This is a genomic window from Rikenella sp. (assembly GCF_056799795.1).
The window spans coordinates 1-15697 of sequence record NZ_JBQIQO010000046.1; the positions used below are offsets into that span (position 1 = coordinate 1).

Consider the following 15697-nt stretch of genomic DNA (forward strand, 5'->3'; position numbering starts at 1 on the left):
AAAACCCCCGCTACTCGCTCTCGGCCCAAATTCCAGCCCAAAGCTTGGCCCAGCGCGGCGGGAAAACCGTAACCGGTTTTCCCGCCCGAAGAACAGTTACGGCCCAAAGTTCGCCCCAGTTCTCCGACCCGTGTCCGCCTCACTGCGGCTCCGCTGTCGCTCCGCCGCTACCGCTCGGCACCCGAAAGATGGGCGTATCTATTCCTAAACGTCGCCCGCTGGGATTTCATCTCGATTTTGCTGATGCAAAATGAGCGAAATCCCTCTTTAGGCGGGCGGGCGACGAAGTTTTCGGCAGAGTCGATTTGTTCGCGCGCCTTGGAAAATCTGATTCAAAAGCGAACATCGCTTTTGAATGATTTTCCTGTTAAGGCGTTGGCGCGCGGTTGAGCTTTGTCCCGCCTGAAACTGCCCTGCGCGGGCGGCGTCCGGGTGACCCCGGCGGAACGGAGCGATACTGCGTATCGCTTAATCAGCTCAGCCCAGTTTTTGGTGCGCGCCGGGGAAATCTTGCCAAAACACGCAAGCGAGTTTTGACGATTTCCCTCTTTAGGCGGTGCCTCCCGGCACTCGAAATGGGCAGCCTCTACCCTCAATTCTTTGTCCGTGCGCTGAAAAATCTAATCGCTCTGAAGTATGTTCGCAAAAAAGCCCGCAGGAATACACTGAAGATTCCTGCGGGCGTAGAATAGATGAAGGGGTGGGAAATACCGGCCTCAAGGTTTACTGTTGTGCCGCTTCGGCCTGCTCTTCCATCGCCCGGTACAGGTCGGTGTAGTGCTGGAACTTGGCTTCGACCTCTTCGCCGTTGGCTAATTTCTGGTAGTACAAGCCTTTCAGCATATCGACGATGCCGATCTCTTTGGGATTCAACTCGTGGGCTTTTTCCAGATATTCGATCGCGACGTTGTAGTAACCGATCGCTTCTTTGGCCATGGCTTCGTATCCTTTCACGTCGTTGAGATCGAGTTTCCGGGCTTGTTCGATCAGGGCGTCACCTTTGCGGGCTTCCATGATCCCGGCGTTCATGTAAGGCGCATAGTTGTCCGGATCGACTTTGGTGGCAGCGACGAAAGCGGCTTCGGCTTTGTCCGCGTTACCCATCTTTTCCCACAAGGTACCTTCGAGCATGTAGAGCGAGACGTTCGACGGATCGAGCTCTTTCGCTTTGTCGAGCAGACCGACTACGGTGTCCGGACTGCGCTGGGTGTCGATGTAGAGATTAATCAGCTGGGTCACCATCCGGTTGTCGGTCGGGTATTTGGCGAGGGCGTTTTCGAGGGTGGCGATGGCGTCCTCTTTCTTGCCTTGTTTTTCCTGCATGTAGGCGATGTAGAAGTCTACGCCGCCGTCCTGGTCGTAGCCGATTTCACGGGCTTTGTTCAGGTATTCGAGGGCTTTGTCGTAGTCTTCGCCTTCGCTGTAAGCCACGCCGGTGTAGTAGAGCATCACGGAGTCGGTGTTGCCGAGCATCTGGTTGACTTCGACGACTTTCGAGAACATTTCGGCTGCCTGGATCTTCTGACCGAGGTTGTAGTTGTTCATCCCGTTGGTGTTGAACTGGTTCAGCAGCTCGTCGCCCACGAGATACCCTTTACCGGTCGCGATGGACGGGTCGAGTTCGCAGGCTTTTTTGAACGCTTCCAGTGCTTTGTTCAAGGCGTCGGGACGGAATTCGTTCTTGGTCTGCCAGAAGACGACTTGTCCGTTCTGATTGACGTAGATGTCGAAGTTATCGAACACGTATTTCTTGTGGGGTTGTTCCATCACGGTCACTTCGACGATTTCGTTGGGCTGGTCGCCGACCAAGGCCAGGGTCTGTTCGATGGGAAAATCGGCGACCAACGTTTTGGTGTAGACTTTCGATGCGGCGATCAGGGCGCTGGTGTGGTCGAGCCACGTGTTTGCCGAGGCGGATTTCTTGGGATCGGCGATGGCTTCATCGCTCTTCTGGAGCCGCTTGGCGAGGTTATCCAGCTCTTTGGTCTGCGAGCTGGCGGCCAGTGTGGTGGCTGTGGCGGCGAGGATCAAAAGAATCTTTTTCATGGTGCGTATCGTGTGAGTATGTGTTAGTTATTCGGTCACTTCAGCGGCAGCAACGATAGACGGGTCGTCGTTCGTTTCGTCGTCTTCGCTCTTGGGCACGGCGATCACCGAAGCGATCGAGTCGTTGTTCCGCAGGTTGATCACCTTGACGCCCTGTGCCGCGCGTCCGGTAACGCGGATGTCGGCAACGGGAATCCGAATCGTGAGGCCCGACCGGTTGATGATCATCAGGTCGTTTTCGTCGCTTACGGCCTGAATGGAGATCAGCTTACCTGTCTTTTCCGTAATCTGGATGGTCTTGACGCCTTTCCCCGACCGGCCGGTGATGCGGTAGTCGTCGATCCCTGTCCGCTTCCCGTATCCGTTTTCCGAGACGACCAGAATTTCCGGTTTCTGATCCGGTTCGACGGTCAGCATGCCGATCACTTCATCTCCTTCATCGAGATTGATCCCCCGCACGCCTGCCCCCGTCCGTCCGATGGCCCGGACGTTCTCTTCTTCGAAACGAATCGCTTTCCCGCCTTTGGCGGCAATCACCACCTGAGCCTTGCCCGAAGTCAGTGCGGCGTCGATCAGCTGGTCGCCGTCTTTGATGGTGATGGCGTTCACGCCGTTCAGCCGGGGCCGCGAGTAGGCTTCCAGCAAGGTCTTCTTGATGATCCCTTCGCGGGTGCACATCACGATGTAGTTGCTGTTGACGTATTCCGGGTCGTTCAGCCTGCGCACGTTGATATAGGCTCGCACTTTGTCGTCCGGTTCGATCTGGATGACGTTCTGAATCGCACGGCCTTTGGAAGAACGACTCCCTTCGGGTATTTCGTACACTTTGAGCCAGTAACATCTCCCCTTTTCGGTAAAGAAGAGCATGGTGTTGTGCATCGTGGTGACGTACAGGTGCTCGATGAAGTCTTCGTCCCGCGTGGCAGACCCTTTCGATCCCACTCCGCCCCTGGACTGTGTCCGGTATTCGGTCAGCGGGGTGCGCTTGATATACCCCAGGTGGGAGATGGTGATCACCACATCCTCGTCGGCGTAGAAGTCTTCGGGGTTGAACTCTTCTGCGGTCAGGACGATTTCGCTCCGCCGCTTGTCGCCGTACCGTTCTTTCATCTCGACGAGTTCGTCTTTGATGAGTTGCATCTGCATGGACTCGCTGCCGAGCAGTTCGTTGTAGTGGGCGATCATTTTGCGCAGTTCGTCGTACTCCTGTTGGAGTTTTTCGTGTTCGAGCCCGGTCAGTGCCCGCAGTCGCATGTCGACGATGGCCTGTGCCTGAAGGTCGCTGAATTGGAAGCGGGCGATGAGGTTGGTTTTTGCCTCGTCTGCATTCTTGGCGGCCCGGATGATCCGGATGACTTCGTCGATGTTGTCCTGCGCAATAAGGAGACCCTCCAAAATGTGTGCCCTTTCTTCCGCTTTCCGCAAATCGTATTTCGTCCGCCGCACGATCACGTCGTGGCGGTGCCGAACGAAGTATTTGACCAGCTCTTTGAGGTTGAGCGATCTGGGGCGCCCGTCCACCAGCGCGATGTTATTGACCGAGAAGGTGGATTGCAGCTGGGTGTATTTGAACAAAGTATTGAGCACGACGCTTGCCACCGCGTCGTGTTTCAGGATGATGACGATCCGCATCCCGTTTCGGTCGGATTCGTCGTTGATGTAAGAGATCCCTTCGATCTTCTTGTCGTTGATCATGCCGGCGATCTTCTGGATCATCTCGGCTTTATTGACTTGGTACGGAATCTCGGTCACGACGATACATTCCCGCCCGCTCGCGGTGTGTTCGATGTCGGTCTTGGAACGGATCACGACGCGTCCCCGCCCCGTTTCGTACGCCTCGCGCACCCCTTCGTAACCGTAGATAATCCCGCCGGTCGGAAAGTCCGGTGCTTTGATCTTTTCGATGAGTTCCGAGATCTCGATGTCGGGGTTGTCGATATAGGCGTTTACGGCGTCGATGGTGTCGCTCAGGTTATGCGGCGGCATGTTCGTAGCCATCCCCACTGCAATCCCGGAGCTCCCGTTGAGCAGCAGCAGGGGGATTTTCGTCGGAAGTACCGTGGGTTCGTAGATGGTGTCGTCGAAGTTGAGGGTGAAGTCGACGGTTTCCTTTTCGATGTCGGCCATCACTTCGTCGGTGATTTTCTTCATCCGGGCTTCGGTGTACCGCATCGCCGCCGGGCTGTCCCCGTCGATTGACCCGAAGTTCCCCTGTCCGTCCACCAGCGGATACCGCAGCGACCACTCCTGTGCCATCCGCACCATAGCGTCGTAGACTGAGGAGTCGCCGTGGGGGTGGAATTTCCCCAGGACTTCCCCGACGATTCTGGCGGATTTCTTGTACGGTTTGTCGGAGTAGAGCGACAGTTCGTTGCTCATCCCGTAGAGCACGCGGCGGTGCACCGGTTTGAGTCCGTCGCGCACGTCGGGCAGGGCCCGCGACACGATCACCGACATCGAATAGTCGATGTAGGCGGTCTTCATCTCCTCCTCGATATTGATCTTGATGATTCTCTCTTGCTGTTCTTGCATGGTTTGATTATCTAAGTCTCGCTTGGCTTTTCAAACGGCTAAGATAGCGTTTTTTTTTCGCATGACCAAGGGGTGCGGGGGCTTTGTTGAGGGGGCGGGGATGTTTTTCTGCGGTTGTTTTCGGAGAGGCGGCGGTCTTTGGAAGTGGGGGGTGAAGCGGCTGTGGGTTGGGGTAGTCCCAGCCGGCTTTCGATTGCCGCTCGGCCTCCGTTTATTCCGAGAGGCAGCGCAACTGAATACCGTGGGCACGAATGCTTGCATTGCTGGAGAGTAGGTCCGTCGTGCTGAAACCCAGATATATGCCGGCTGTATCTCCTGTCGTGGATGATGAGGAGTATCCGTTGTTGCTGACATACACCAGATCGCCTCGGATACCCTGATTGCCTCCATCGCGGAAGCCCGGGGCGGGCTCACTGGGCGTCTTACTGGCAGCCTTTACTCTAATTTAAGTTTCGGGCTGCGCGCTCCGGGGGGTGGGCCGAAGGCCCAGCGCGCAGGCCCGGCGGTTCTATGAACCGCAAGAGCTCAGCCCAACCTGCCACTCAAAGTTCACCCCGCTCTTTACCGAGCTTGCGAAAATACAATTGCCTTAGCGGATTGAAGCCTGCGGGGCCCAGAGCAACGTCAGTTGCGGGCCTCCGCGGTCGGAGGCTTCGGCCCGCGCAACCCTAAAGGGTCGCAGAAGCACGGCCCATTCACCGCCCCGTGTTCAGCCCAGCGCAGCGCGAAAACCATAAACGGTTTTCGCGCCCGAAGAACAGTCGCAGCCTCAAGTTCGTCCCAGTTCTCCGCCCTGTGTCAGCCTCACTGCGGCTACGCTGTCGCTCCGCCGCATTTGCCGTCGCCCGCGGCAATTCTTGCCGGATTGGCCAAGTGCCAACCGGCAGAATATGCCCTTTAAGCGGGCGGGCGACGGTTTTCGAGTACAGTTCTTTATTCGCGCGCCTTGGGAAATCTTGTCAAAACACGCCAGCGCATTTTGACGATTTCCCTCTTTAGGCGGAGGCGCGCGTCTTTGGCTACAGGAGGGTACTGCCCTTACGCCGGGCAGGCGGTGCCTCCCGGCACTCGGAATGGGCTGCCTCTACCCCAAGGCCGCCTCGGCCCAATTGCGCTGGCGGAAATCTTATTCAAACGCGAATCACGCGTTTGAATGATTTCCTTCTTCAGCGATCGCGCGCGGGAGAGCTTGCACCCGCCTGAAACTGCCCTACGCGGGCGGCGTCCGGTTAGTAAAGCAAAGACAACCCTAACAAAACGCCCGATGGGCGTACCGGCGGGACGGGCGAAACAGCGTTGCGCTATGGCAGCCTCGCCCCAAGCACTACAGGCTTCAGCTTGCACTAATCGATATAGGCGTGGATGGGACAAAATAAACGCGCATTCTCTTCCAGATAAAGAGAATGCGCGTATCGACTTTTTGTAGTTCGAATCGGGAACTATCCGCCGAAGTTGTCGTACATGATATTCTCGGGCGGTATCCCCAAGGAGTCGAGCATCTTCACCACGGCCGAAATCATCATAGGCGGCCCGCACATCAAGTACAAACACCCTTCCGGATCTTCGTGGTTTTTGAGGTAGTTCTCGTACAGCACGTTGTGCACGAAGCCCGGGGTATATTTCACACCGGCGGCATCCGCTTCCGGATCGGGCCGGTCGAGCGCCAGGTTGAACGAGAAGTTCGGGAAGTCGCGTTCGATTTCGGTGAATTCCGGCATGTAAGGCGCCTCTTTCAAAGCCCGGGCCCCATACCAGAACGATACCGGACGCGAAGTCTTTTCGGTCTTGAAGAGGTGCATGATGTGGCTCCGCATGGGTGCCATCCCGGCCCCGCCGCCGATAAAGATCAGTTCCTGATCTGCCGGCAGGTTGTCGGGCAGGAAGAATTCGCCGTACGGCCCCGAGATGGTTACTTTATCGCCCGGTTTCCGGCTGAAGATATACGAAGAGCAGATCCCCGGATTGACTTTCATGAAGCCGCCTGTCGCCTTGTCGAACGGCGGGGTGGCGATCCGGATGTTCAGCATGATGATGTTCCCTTCGGCCGGGTGGTTGGCCATGGAGTATGCCCGGAAGGTCGGTTCCGGATTCTTCGTCACCAGGTCCCACATCTTGAATTTGTCCCAGTCGGGGCGGAACTGTTCGTCGATCTCCATGTCCGAGAATTTGATCTCGTCGTATTTCGGGACGTCGATCTGGATGTAGCCCCCGCTGCGGAAGTTGAGCTGTTCGCCTTCGGGAAGTTTCACGACGAACTCTTTGAGGAAGGTCGAGATGTTCCGGTTGGAGATCACTTCGCACTCCCATTTCTTCACGCCCAGCACCGATTCGGGTACTCGAATCTTCAGGTTTTCTTTGACTTTGACCTGACAGCCGAGGCGCCAGTGTTCCTGTTGTTGTTTGCGGCTGAAGAAGTTGACTTCGGTGGGCAGAATTTCGCCGCCGCCTTCCAAGACCTGGCATTTGCACATGCCGCACGATCCGCCGCCCCCGCATGCCGAAGGCAGGAAGATGTTCTGTTCCGCCAGGGTGGTCAGGAGCGATCCGCCGGTCTCTGCGGTGATCTCTTTTTCGCCGTTGATGGTGATGGTGACGTTTCCCGAGGGGGTCAGCTTTTTCTTGGCGAACAGCAGTACCGCTACCAGAATCAGCGTGATCGCCGCGAAGGCGATGATGGCCGTGACGAGGGTCGGCGTCAGACTCACGACGGCTGCCGAAAGAATTGTGGATGATATCATCGTATCTGTCTGTAATGCGTTAGAGTTGGATGCCGAGGAAGATCATGAAGGCGATCCCCATCAACCCGGTAATAATGAACGTAATCCCGACCCCTTTGAGCGGTTTGGGAATGTTGGAGTAGGTGAGTTTCTCGCGAATGGCGGCCATGCCGATAATGGCGAGCCACCAGCCGATCCCCGAGCCGAATGCGAATGCGGTGGCTTCGCCGATATTGGCGTAGGCGCGTTCCTGCATGAAGAGCGAGCCCCCCATGATGGCGCAGTTCACGGCAATCAGCGGGAGGAAAATCCCTAGCGAGCTGTAAAGCCCCGGCGCGAATTTTTCGACGATCATCTCCACGAGCTGCACGATCGAGGCGATAACGGCAATGAAGACGATGAAGCTCAGGAAGCTGAGATCCAGGTCGGCCAGGGTCGGACTCACCCAGGTCAGGGCTCCCGGTTCGAGGACGAATTTATTGAGGAGGTAGTTAACGGGCACGGTCACGGTCATCACGAAGATCACGGCCAGCCCCAGACCCATAGCGGTCTTGACGGTCTTCGACACGGCGATGTAGGAGCACATCCCGAAGAAGAAGGCGAAGACCATGTTATCGACGAAGATCGACTTGACGAATATGTTCAGTATGTTTTCCATGTCTGGTTTCTAAGTGTGGATAGGAAATAACAGGCTTCGCTGGTTTTATTTCTCCTGCAGGTCTTTGTTCCGACTGCGGTGGATCCAGATGATGATCCCTACGGTAATCAAGGCCATCGGGGGCAGGATCATCAGGCCGTTGTTGGCGTAGCCGTGTTCATAGCACCACTGGGGAATCACCTGGTATCCCCATAAGGTTCCCGATCCTAACAGTTCGCGGAAGAAGGCGACGATAATCAGGATCAGGCCGTATCCCAAGCCGTTGCCGATCCCGTCGAGGAACGAGGGCCACGGTTTGTTCCCCATGGCGAACGCTTCGAGGCGCCCCATGATGATACAGTTGGTGATAATCAAGCCCACGAAGACCGAAAGCTGCTTGCTAATATCATAAACAAAAGCTTTCAGTACCTGATCGACGAGGATGACCAAGGCTGCGACCACAACCAGCTGGACGATGATTCGGATCCGCGACGGAATCCCTTTCCGCATCAGGGAGATGATCAGGTTGGAGAAGGCGGTCACGACGGTCACGGACAAGGCCATCACGAATGCGGGCTTCATCTTAGCCGTGACGGCCAAGGCGGAGCAAATCCCGAGGACTTGCACCAGAATCGGGTTGTTGCGGCCCAACGGCCCGAGCAGGGCGTTCATGTTTTTAGCCGAAAAGAGCGGCTCTTTTTCCTGGGTACTCATTATTTGGCTCCTCCTTTCGTAAGGGTATCGGTCGGGACGGTCGTCAAGCTGTCCGTCGCTAAAGTGTCGGTCGCGATGGTGTCGGCCACCGGTACGATCGACCGGTCGGCTTTGGTCTGCACGCTGCGGAAGAAGGGTTCGTAGTCGCCCAGACAGGTGAAGAGCATGGCTTTCACGCCGTTGGAGGTCAAGGTGCCGCCCGAAATGGCGTCCACGGCATACGCATTCCCCGCCGACGAGCCTTTCCCTTTCAGGAGGTCGATGGAGACGAACAGCCCTTCTTTGTTAAAGATTTGTTTGTCGATGAATTGGTTCTGGAAGGGCTTGGCGGCAATTTCCGCTCCGAGCCCCGGGGTCTCGCTCTTGTGGTCGAAGACGGCTCCTTCGATGGTGTTGCAGTCTTCGTTCAAGGCGATATAGCCCCAAACCGGCCCCCAGAGTCCCTTTCCGGTCACCGGAACGACGTACTCTTTCGCGCTCCCGGATAGGGTAGCGACGAATACCGGCATAGCTGTCCTGGCCGCAAACACAGCGGGCAGGTCGTTCAACGAGGCGAGCACCTCTTCGACCGGCGCTTCGTTCACGTGGCCGGTGGAGTCGACGAAGAAGGCGCCGGTAATGTATTTGGAGAATTCTCCCGCCACGTAGCTGTTCTTGTCCGCCGCGGCAGCGACTCCGTCGCCTGCGCCGATGGCGTTCAGAATGGCGCCCATCTTTTCGGTCTTGACGTTGGCCTGCTGCATGGGTTGCAGCTCGATGGCGGCAAAGGAGAGCACCGTGGCGACGATCACCACGAGGATGGTCGCGTAGGTGACGATATATGTGTTGCTTTGCTTGTTCATGGTTTCGGTAATAGTGGTGTTACGCGTTGACTTTGGCCCGTTTCAGGCGGCGTTTGATGTTCCCCTGCACGACGTAGTAGTCGATCAGGGGCGCCATGGCGTTCATAAAGAGGATGGCGAGCATCATTCCTTCCGGATAACCGGGGTTGAGAACGCGGGTGAGCACGCACAGAACACCGATCAGGAAACCGTAGATCCACTTCCCGCGATCGGTCTGGGCCGCGGTCACCGGGTCGGTGGCCATAAAGACGGTACCAAAAGCGAAACCGCCGATAAGCAGATGGTACCAAGCCGGAATATCCATCATCACATTCGTGCCGATGAGGTTGAAAATTCCTCCCATGACCAATCCCCCGATCACGGTGGAGAGCATGATCCGCCACGAGCCGACTCCTGTCCAGATCAGAATAAACGCTCCGATCAGAATGGCCAGTGTCGAGGTCTCGCCGATCGAGCCGGGAATCAGGCCGTAGAACCAGTCGATCGGCGTCGTCCCCATGCTCCAGTCAATGGATTGCGCCCCATTGGACAAAGCCGCTGCGGCGTCCGACAGCGGGGTCGCTCCCGAATATCCGTCGACCAGCTGCATCCCCGATGCGGATGCGTTTTTCAGCCCTGCGACCCACACTTCGTTCCCGGAAATGGCGGTCGGATAGGCGAAGAAGATAAATGCCCGCGCCAACAAAGCCGGATTGAAGATATTCATCCCGGTGCCGCCGAACATCTCTTTGCCCACAACGACGGCAAATGCGGTCGCCACGGCCACGATCCAGAGCGGACAGTCCACCGGCATGATCATCGGAATGAGCATCCCGCTGACGAGAAAGCCTTCGTTGACCTCTTCGTGCCGCAGTTCGGCGAAGAGGAATTCGATTCCCAACCCCACCGCATAGGCCACTACGATAATCGGCAGCACTTTGAGGAAGCCGAACCAGAAGTTCGACCATACGGATACGTCGGAAAGCGTCAGGCCTAAAGCCAAGTTGTGCTGGTATCCGATGTTGAACATCCCGAACAGCAAGGCCGGCAGCAGGGCGATGATCACGACGGTCATGGTCCGTTTGAGGTCCATGGCGTCGCGGATGTGCGCCCCTTTCCGGGTGACGGTGTTCGGCACGTAGAGGAACGATTCGAATGCTTCGAATGTCGAAGCGAACCGACCGTATTTTCCGCCCTGTTCGAAGTTGGGCTTTATTTTGTTCAGATAGTGTCGTAATCCTTTCATACGGTGTGCGGCTTAGTTGAGTTCTTTGATCATCAGTTCGATCCCCCGGCTCAAGGTGGCCTGCCACTCGTTTTTGGAGGGGTCGATGAATTCGCACAGGGCGAGGTCTTCTTCCAGAACTTCGTAGATACCGAGGTTCTCCATCTTGTCGATGTCGCCGGCCATGACTGCCTTGATCAGGTAGAGCGGGTAGATGTTCATCGGCAGCACGCGGTCGTAGATGCCGGTCTGCACGAACGCCCGCGGGCCGCCGTTCAGGTTGGTGTCGAGGTTGTACCGTTTCTTGGGGAACATCCACGAGAAGTAGCTGTGCGAGGCGGAGAATTTGCTGATCCGGGGCATGGCCCAGCCGAGGAATTCGTATTTGTTCCCTTCCGGAATGACGGTGACCTGGTTGTGGTAGAAGCCGAGGTATCCTTCGATGTCATCCGGCTCGACTTTGATGCCGGTGAGCGGGTTGCCGCTGATGATGCGCACGCCGCGCTCTTCACCGGCATCCTGAGGACGCAGATTCCCGTCGGTGATCGAGGAGATCAGGGCGCCGCTGATCACTTTGAAGTATCTCGGTTTCACGACTTCCGATCCGGTCAGCGCCACGATCTTGGTCATGTCCACCGTGCCGGTCATAAAGAGCCGTCCGATCATGGCCACGTGTTGCAGTTCGACCGTCCAGACGAGGTCTCCTTTATTGATCGGATCGATGTGGGCGATCTGGACGCCGACGTTCCCCGCCGGGTGAGGCCCTTCGATGTGGTGGATTTCTGCCTGTTTGATCCGGCTCAGCACGCCTGCGGTGGTGTCCGTCCCGACGGTGAGGTGTACTTTTCCGTCGGTCAGCTTCTTGAGTACTTCGAGACCGGCGATCAGGTGTTCGCCCTGATCCTGCACGAGGAAGTTGAGTTCCGGCGCGAGCGGCGCGGTGTCGAGTCCCGAGATGAAGATGGCTTTCGGGGTCGCCGCGGTGTCGGCGATCACGCCGAACGGCCGCTGCACGAGCATGGGCCAGAAGCCTGCCCGCAGCAAGGTCTCCCGCACCCGTTCGCGGGTGAGGTCGCCGATCGGACAGGTGTCGAACTGTTCGCTCTGCCGTTCGCCGTCGGGCCGTACCACGATGCTGAGGATTTTCCGCTTTTCGCCGCGGTTGATGGCGCTCACTTCGCCGCTCACGGGAGCGGTGAAGAGCACTTCGGGGTGCTCTTTGGAGAAAAACAGCGGGCTCCCGGCTTTGACCTTGTCGCCGACTTTGACCAGCAACTTCGGGGTCACGCCGCGGTAGTGGCTCGGCACTAACGCGTAGCCGGGGGCGTCGCCCCCTTTCGTCAGTACGCGCTCGGCGGCACCGACGAGGTTGATGTCGAGGCCTTTGCGTAGTTTGATTACTTTCGACATATGGGTGATTGAATGATTATTGTCCTGTAATGAGATGCTATTTCCCGTACCGGTAAACCGCACCGTCGGCGCCGGTCACGTCGAGCCGGGCCGGTGCCGCAGCATCCGCCAATGCTTCGACCCGTCCCACCACCTGGGCGTCGATGCCCAGTTCATGCGCAATGCCCATAATGGTCTCTGCCACCTCCGGCATCACATAGAGCTCCATCCGGTGTCCCATGTTGAAGACTTTGTACATCTCTTCCCACGGTGTTCCCGACTGCTCCTGGATGGCGGCGAACAGTGGCGGCACCGGCAGCAGGTTGTCCTTTATAATATGGAGTCCGTTATTGGCGAAATGCAGAATCTTGGTCTGCGCCCCGCCCGTGCAATGGATCATGCCGCAGATGTGCTTCCGCCCTATTTCGTTGAGAATGCGCGTGATAACCGGAGCATAAGTTCGGGTCGGCGACAGCACGAGGCGCCCCATGTCCATATCCGCCGGCACGGTATATCCGTGGCGTTGGTAAGCCGCCGGCACGGGATCGGTCAGTTCGAACGAGCCGGTGTATACCAAGTCTGCCGGTATCCCCCCGTCGTAAGATTCCGGGTACCGCTCTGCCAAAGCCTTGCCGAACACGTCATGCCGCGCCGAGGTCAATCCGTTGCTCCCCATCCCTCCGTTATAGCCGGTCTCGTATTTGGCCTGTCCGAAAGAAGCGAGCCCGACGATGACGCACCCCGGCGCAATCCGGTCGTTGGTGATCACGTCGTCGCGCCGCATCCGGGCCGTCACGGTAGAGTCCACGATGATCGTCCGCACGAGATCCCCCACGTCCGCCGTCTCGCCGCCGGTGGAACGGATGTTCACGCCGTAGTCCCGCAAAGTCTGGAGAAACTCCTCGGTGCCGTTGATGATGGCGGAGATGACTTCGCCCGGAATCAGCCGTTTGTTCCGTCCGATGGTCGAGGAGAGGATGATGTTGTCGGTGGCGCCGATGCAGAGCAGGTCGTCGGTGTTCATCACGACGGCGTCCTGTGCCACCCCTTTCCACACGCCGAGGTCGCCGGTCTCGCGCCAGTACATGTAGGCGAGCGAAGACTTGGTTCCCGCCCCGTCCGCGTGCATGGCCAGGCAGTGTTCCGCGCTGCCGGTGAAATAGTCGGGAACGACTTTGCAGAATGCTTTGTCGAAGAGCCCTTTGTCGATGTTCCGGATCGCCTTGTGGACGTCTTCCTTGCCGGACGAGACGCCGCGGCCTGCATAACGGGAGTGGTCTGCCATCGCGTGTGTGACGTGTATTTTTAATGTCCGCAAAGTTATTCATTTTTTTGTTTTTCGCGTAGTGTCGGGTCTTCTTTTGTGGTGGGGCGAGGGGGGATTTTGGGTATCTTTGCTTGCGGAAACCGATGATTCTTTAAAAATGATGACCAGTAAAAGGCAGGAGGCGGTGTTCGAGTTGGTGAGGAGTATGAGCAAGGCGGAAAAACGCAATTTCCGCCTCTATGCGCAACGCCAGGCGGGAAACGGGGAGGCGAAGTTCATGGCGTTGTTCGATGCGCTGGACGGGATGGAGGAGTACGACGAGGCTCGGGTGCTCAAAAAAACGGGAATCCGGAAGGAGCAGCTGCCCAATATGAAGGCTTATCTCTATCGCCAGATTCTGGTCAGCATCCGGCTGTTGAATGTCCAGCACGTGGGGGTGATGGAGATTCGCGAGATGATCGATTTCGCGCGGGTGTTGTACGACAAGAGCATGTTCCGGCAGGCGCTGACGATGCTGGATCGGGCCAAGCGGATGGCGCTGGAGGCGCAGAAGTTTACGCTCGCGCTGGAGATCGTGGAGTTCGAGAAGCGGATCGAGTCGATCTTCATGCAGCGCAGCGCGACGAGCCGGGCCGAGGAGCTGAGCAATCAGGCACGGACGCTGGCCGAACGGATCGCCAATATCAACCAGTTGTCGAACCTTTCGGTGCAGCTCTACGGGCTGAATCTCCAGCTGGGGTATGTCCGCAGCGAGAAGGACCGGAAGATGGTGACCGATTTTTTCCGCGAGCGGCTGGAGGCGTTCGACGACCGGGGGATGAGTTTCCACGAGCGGCTCTATCTCTACCAGGCGCGGATGTGGTACCACTATATCCGGCACGATTTCGTGATGTGTTACCGCTATGCGCGGCGGTGGGTGGGGCTGTTCGACGAGCGGCCGGATCAGCGGGCGGTCTATTACGACCTCTATGTGCGGGCGGTGGCGCGGTTGCTGGATGTGTTGTTCATGACGCGGATGCACGACCGGATGGCGGAGGCGATCGCGAAGTTCGAGGGGGAGTTGGCGCAGGTGAAGCCGATGACGGAGAATCTGACGATTCTGGCGAGCCTGTGTCTGTTGCAGGCGAAGATCAACCTGCATTTCCTGGAGGGGAGCTTTGCGGAGGGGGTGGAGCTGGCGCAACAGGTGGACGATTTCGTGCGCGACCATGGACGGTATGTGGACGAACACCACCGGATGTTGCTGGCTTACAAGGTGGCGTGCATCTATTTCGGGAACGGGGATTATAAACGGTGCATGAGTTACCTGCATCGCATTATCTCGATTCCGAATCCGCAGTTCCGGCGCGATTTGCAGGTTTTCGCGCGGATTCTCCACCTGATCGCGTCCTACGAGGCAGGGGAGGATTATTCGCTGGAGTACCAGATTCGGAGTGTCTATGCTTTTGTGGTGAAGATGAACGACATGCACGCGGTGCAGCATGAGATTATCACGTTCCTCAAGCGGATTCCGCACACGTATGCGTCGGATTTCCGGGGGGAGCTGGAGCGGCTCTACGAGCGTCTCAAACCGTTCGAAAACCACCCGTACGAGCGGCGGCCGTTCTTCTATCTGGACATCATTTCGTGGCTGGAGAGCAAAATCCGGAATATTCCGATCGCGGAGATTATCCGGAGCAAGTACCGGGAGGAGGGGAGGCAAGGCGGGTTGTAGGGGAGCCTTTTGGGGGGTAGAGGCTGCCCGGTTCGAGTGCCGCTCGGCACAGTTTATTCCAAGAGGCATCGCAACTGAAAACCGTAGCCGCGGCTACTGGCGTAACCGATTCTGAGATTCGGTGCGCTGAAGTCCAAGTATACTCCTTTGCTACTGCTGATTGAAGACGAGTAACAGGAGCCATAGTTGCCGACGTGCGTCAGAGCGCCCATGCGCCCGACATTGCCTGCGTCGCGGTAGCCCGGGGGTGCGGCTCGGTACTGTTTATTCCGAGAGGCAACGCAACTGAATGCCGTGGGCACGGTTATGAGCGTTTTCGGGAGTAAGATTCTGAGTCGTAAAATCCAGACATCGTACATGGATGGTCTGATTGACCGGGGTGGCTGACCAGCTGTAGCCAATTCCGATGCTGCTTGGTGCGCCCGTACTGTAGTTGCGGTAGCCCGGGGCGGTGCCGCTCGGCACTCGAACCGGGCAGTCTCGGCTTAAATAGCCGGCCTCCTTTACCAAGGCGCCTTTACCTGAAAGAACCGTCGGGGGATTTTCAAGGGGGATGTAAGTCCCCCTTGAATGTGCTTTTTGCCTACTTTTTAACTGCGCTACGCTTGTTTTCCTCCTCGCCGCTCGGCAATTTG

At 57.4% G+C, this 15697-nt stretch carries 11 protein-coding genes; 1 reads left to right on the top strand and 10 read right to left on the bottom strand.

The features are described from left to right. Positions 1-723: 723 nt before the first annotated feature. From ACTO3O_RS09130 to ACTO3O_RS09170, 9 genes are all read right to left on the bottom strand, one after another. Positions 724-2046, bottom strand: coding sequence for a tetratricopeptide repeat protein (locus ACTO3O_RS09130; protein WP_297832513.1), 1323 nt, complete (start codon positions 2044-2046; stop codon positions 724-726). Positions 2047-2073: 27 nt separating this feature from the next. After that, positions 2074-4578, bottom strand: coding sequence for a DNA gyrase subunit A (gene gyrA / locus ACTO3O_RS09135; protein ID WP_297628534.1), 2505 nt, complete (start codon positions 4576-4578; stop codon positions 2074-2076). Positions 4579-6017: 1439 nt separating this feature from the next. Next, entirely contained in the window at positions 6018-7316 is a 1299-nt protein-coding gene (gene nqrF, locus ACTO3O_RS09140; RefSeq protein ID WP_482596716.1) for an NADH:ubiquinone reductase (Na(+)-transporting) subunit F, read from the bottom strand. A gap of 19 nt (positions 7317-7335) precedes the next feature. Next, entirely contained in the window at positions 7336-7953 is a 618-nt protein-coding gene (nqrE, locus tag ACTO3O_RS09145) for an NADH:ubiquinone reductase (Na(+)-transporting) subunit E (protein ID WP_297624277.1), read from the bottom strand. A gap of 45 nt (positions 7954-7998) precedes the next feature. Beyond that, a complete protein-coding gene (locus tag ACTO3O_RS09150; RefSeq protein ID WP_294593253.1) occupies positions 7999-8646 on the bottom strand; it encodes an NADH:ubiquinone reductase (Na(+)-transporting) subunit D in 648 nt (215 codons plus the stop codon). After that, complete coding sequence (gene nqrC, locus ACTO3O_RS09155; protein WP_294593251.1) at positions 8646-9488, bottom strand: NADH:ubiquinone reductase (Na(+)-transporting) subunit C; 843 nt, start codon at positions 9486-9488, stop codon at positions 8646-8648. The genes ACTO3O_RS09150 and nqrC overlap by 1 nt, the downstream gene beginning before the upstream one ends. Before the next feature lie 19 nt (positions 9489-9507). Then, entirely contained in the window at positions 9508-10713 is a 1206-nt protein-coding gene (locus tag ACTO3O_RS09160) for an NADH:ubiquinone reductase (Na(+)-transporting) subunit B (protein WP_297831088.1), read from the bottom strand. 12 nt (positions 10714-10725) lie between these two features. Beyond that, positions 10726-12102 (bottom strand): Na(+)-translocating NADH-quinone reductase subunit A, encoded by a 1377-nt coding sequence (locus tag ACTO3O_RS09165; protein WP_294593245.1) that lies wholly within the window; start codon positions 12100-12102, stop codon positions 10726-10728. Between the two features lie 37 nt (positions 12103-12139). Continuing rightward, positions 12140-13366: an AIR synthase related protein gene (locus tag ACTO3O_RS09170; protein ID WP_297831091.1), complete on the bottom strand. Its 1227-nt coding sequence runs from the start codon at positions 13364-13366 to the stop codon at positions 12140-12142. A gap of 139 nt (positions 13367-13505) precedes the next feature. Between ACTO3O_RS09170 and ACTO3O_RS09175 the strand changes: the two genes are divergently transcribed. After that, positions 13506-15062, top strand: coding sequence for a hypothetical protein (locus ACTO3O_RS09175; protein ID WP_297831094.1), 1557 nt, complete (start codon positions 13506-13508; stop codon positions 15060-15062). Positions 15063-15326: 264 nt separating this feature from the next. Here ACTO3O_RS09175 and ACTO3O_RS09180 read toward each other — a convergent pair whose 3' ends face one another. After that, on the bottom strand, positions 15327-15527 hold the full coding sequence (locus ACTO3O_RS09180; protein ID WP_297831097.1) for a hypothetical protein: 201 nt from the start codon (positions 15525-15527) through the stop codon (positions 15327-15329). Between the last annotated feature and the right edge of the window lie 170 nt (positions 15528-15697).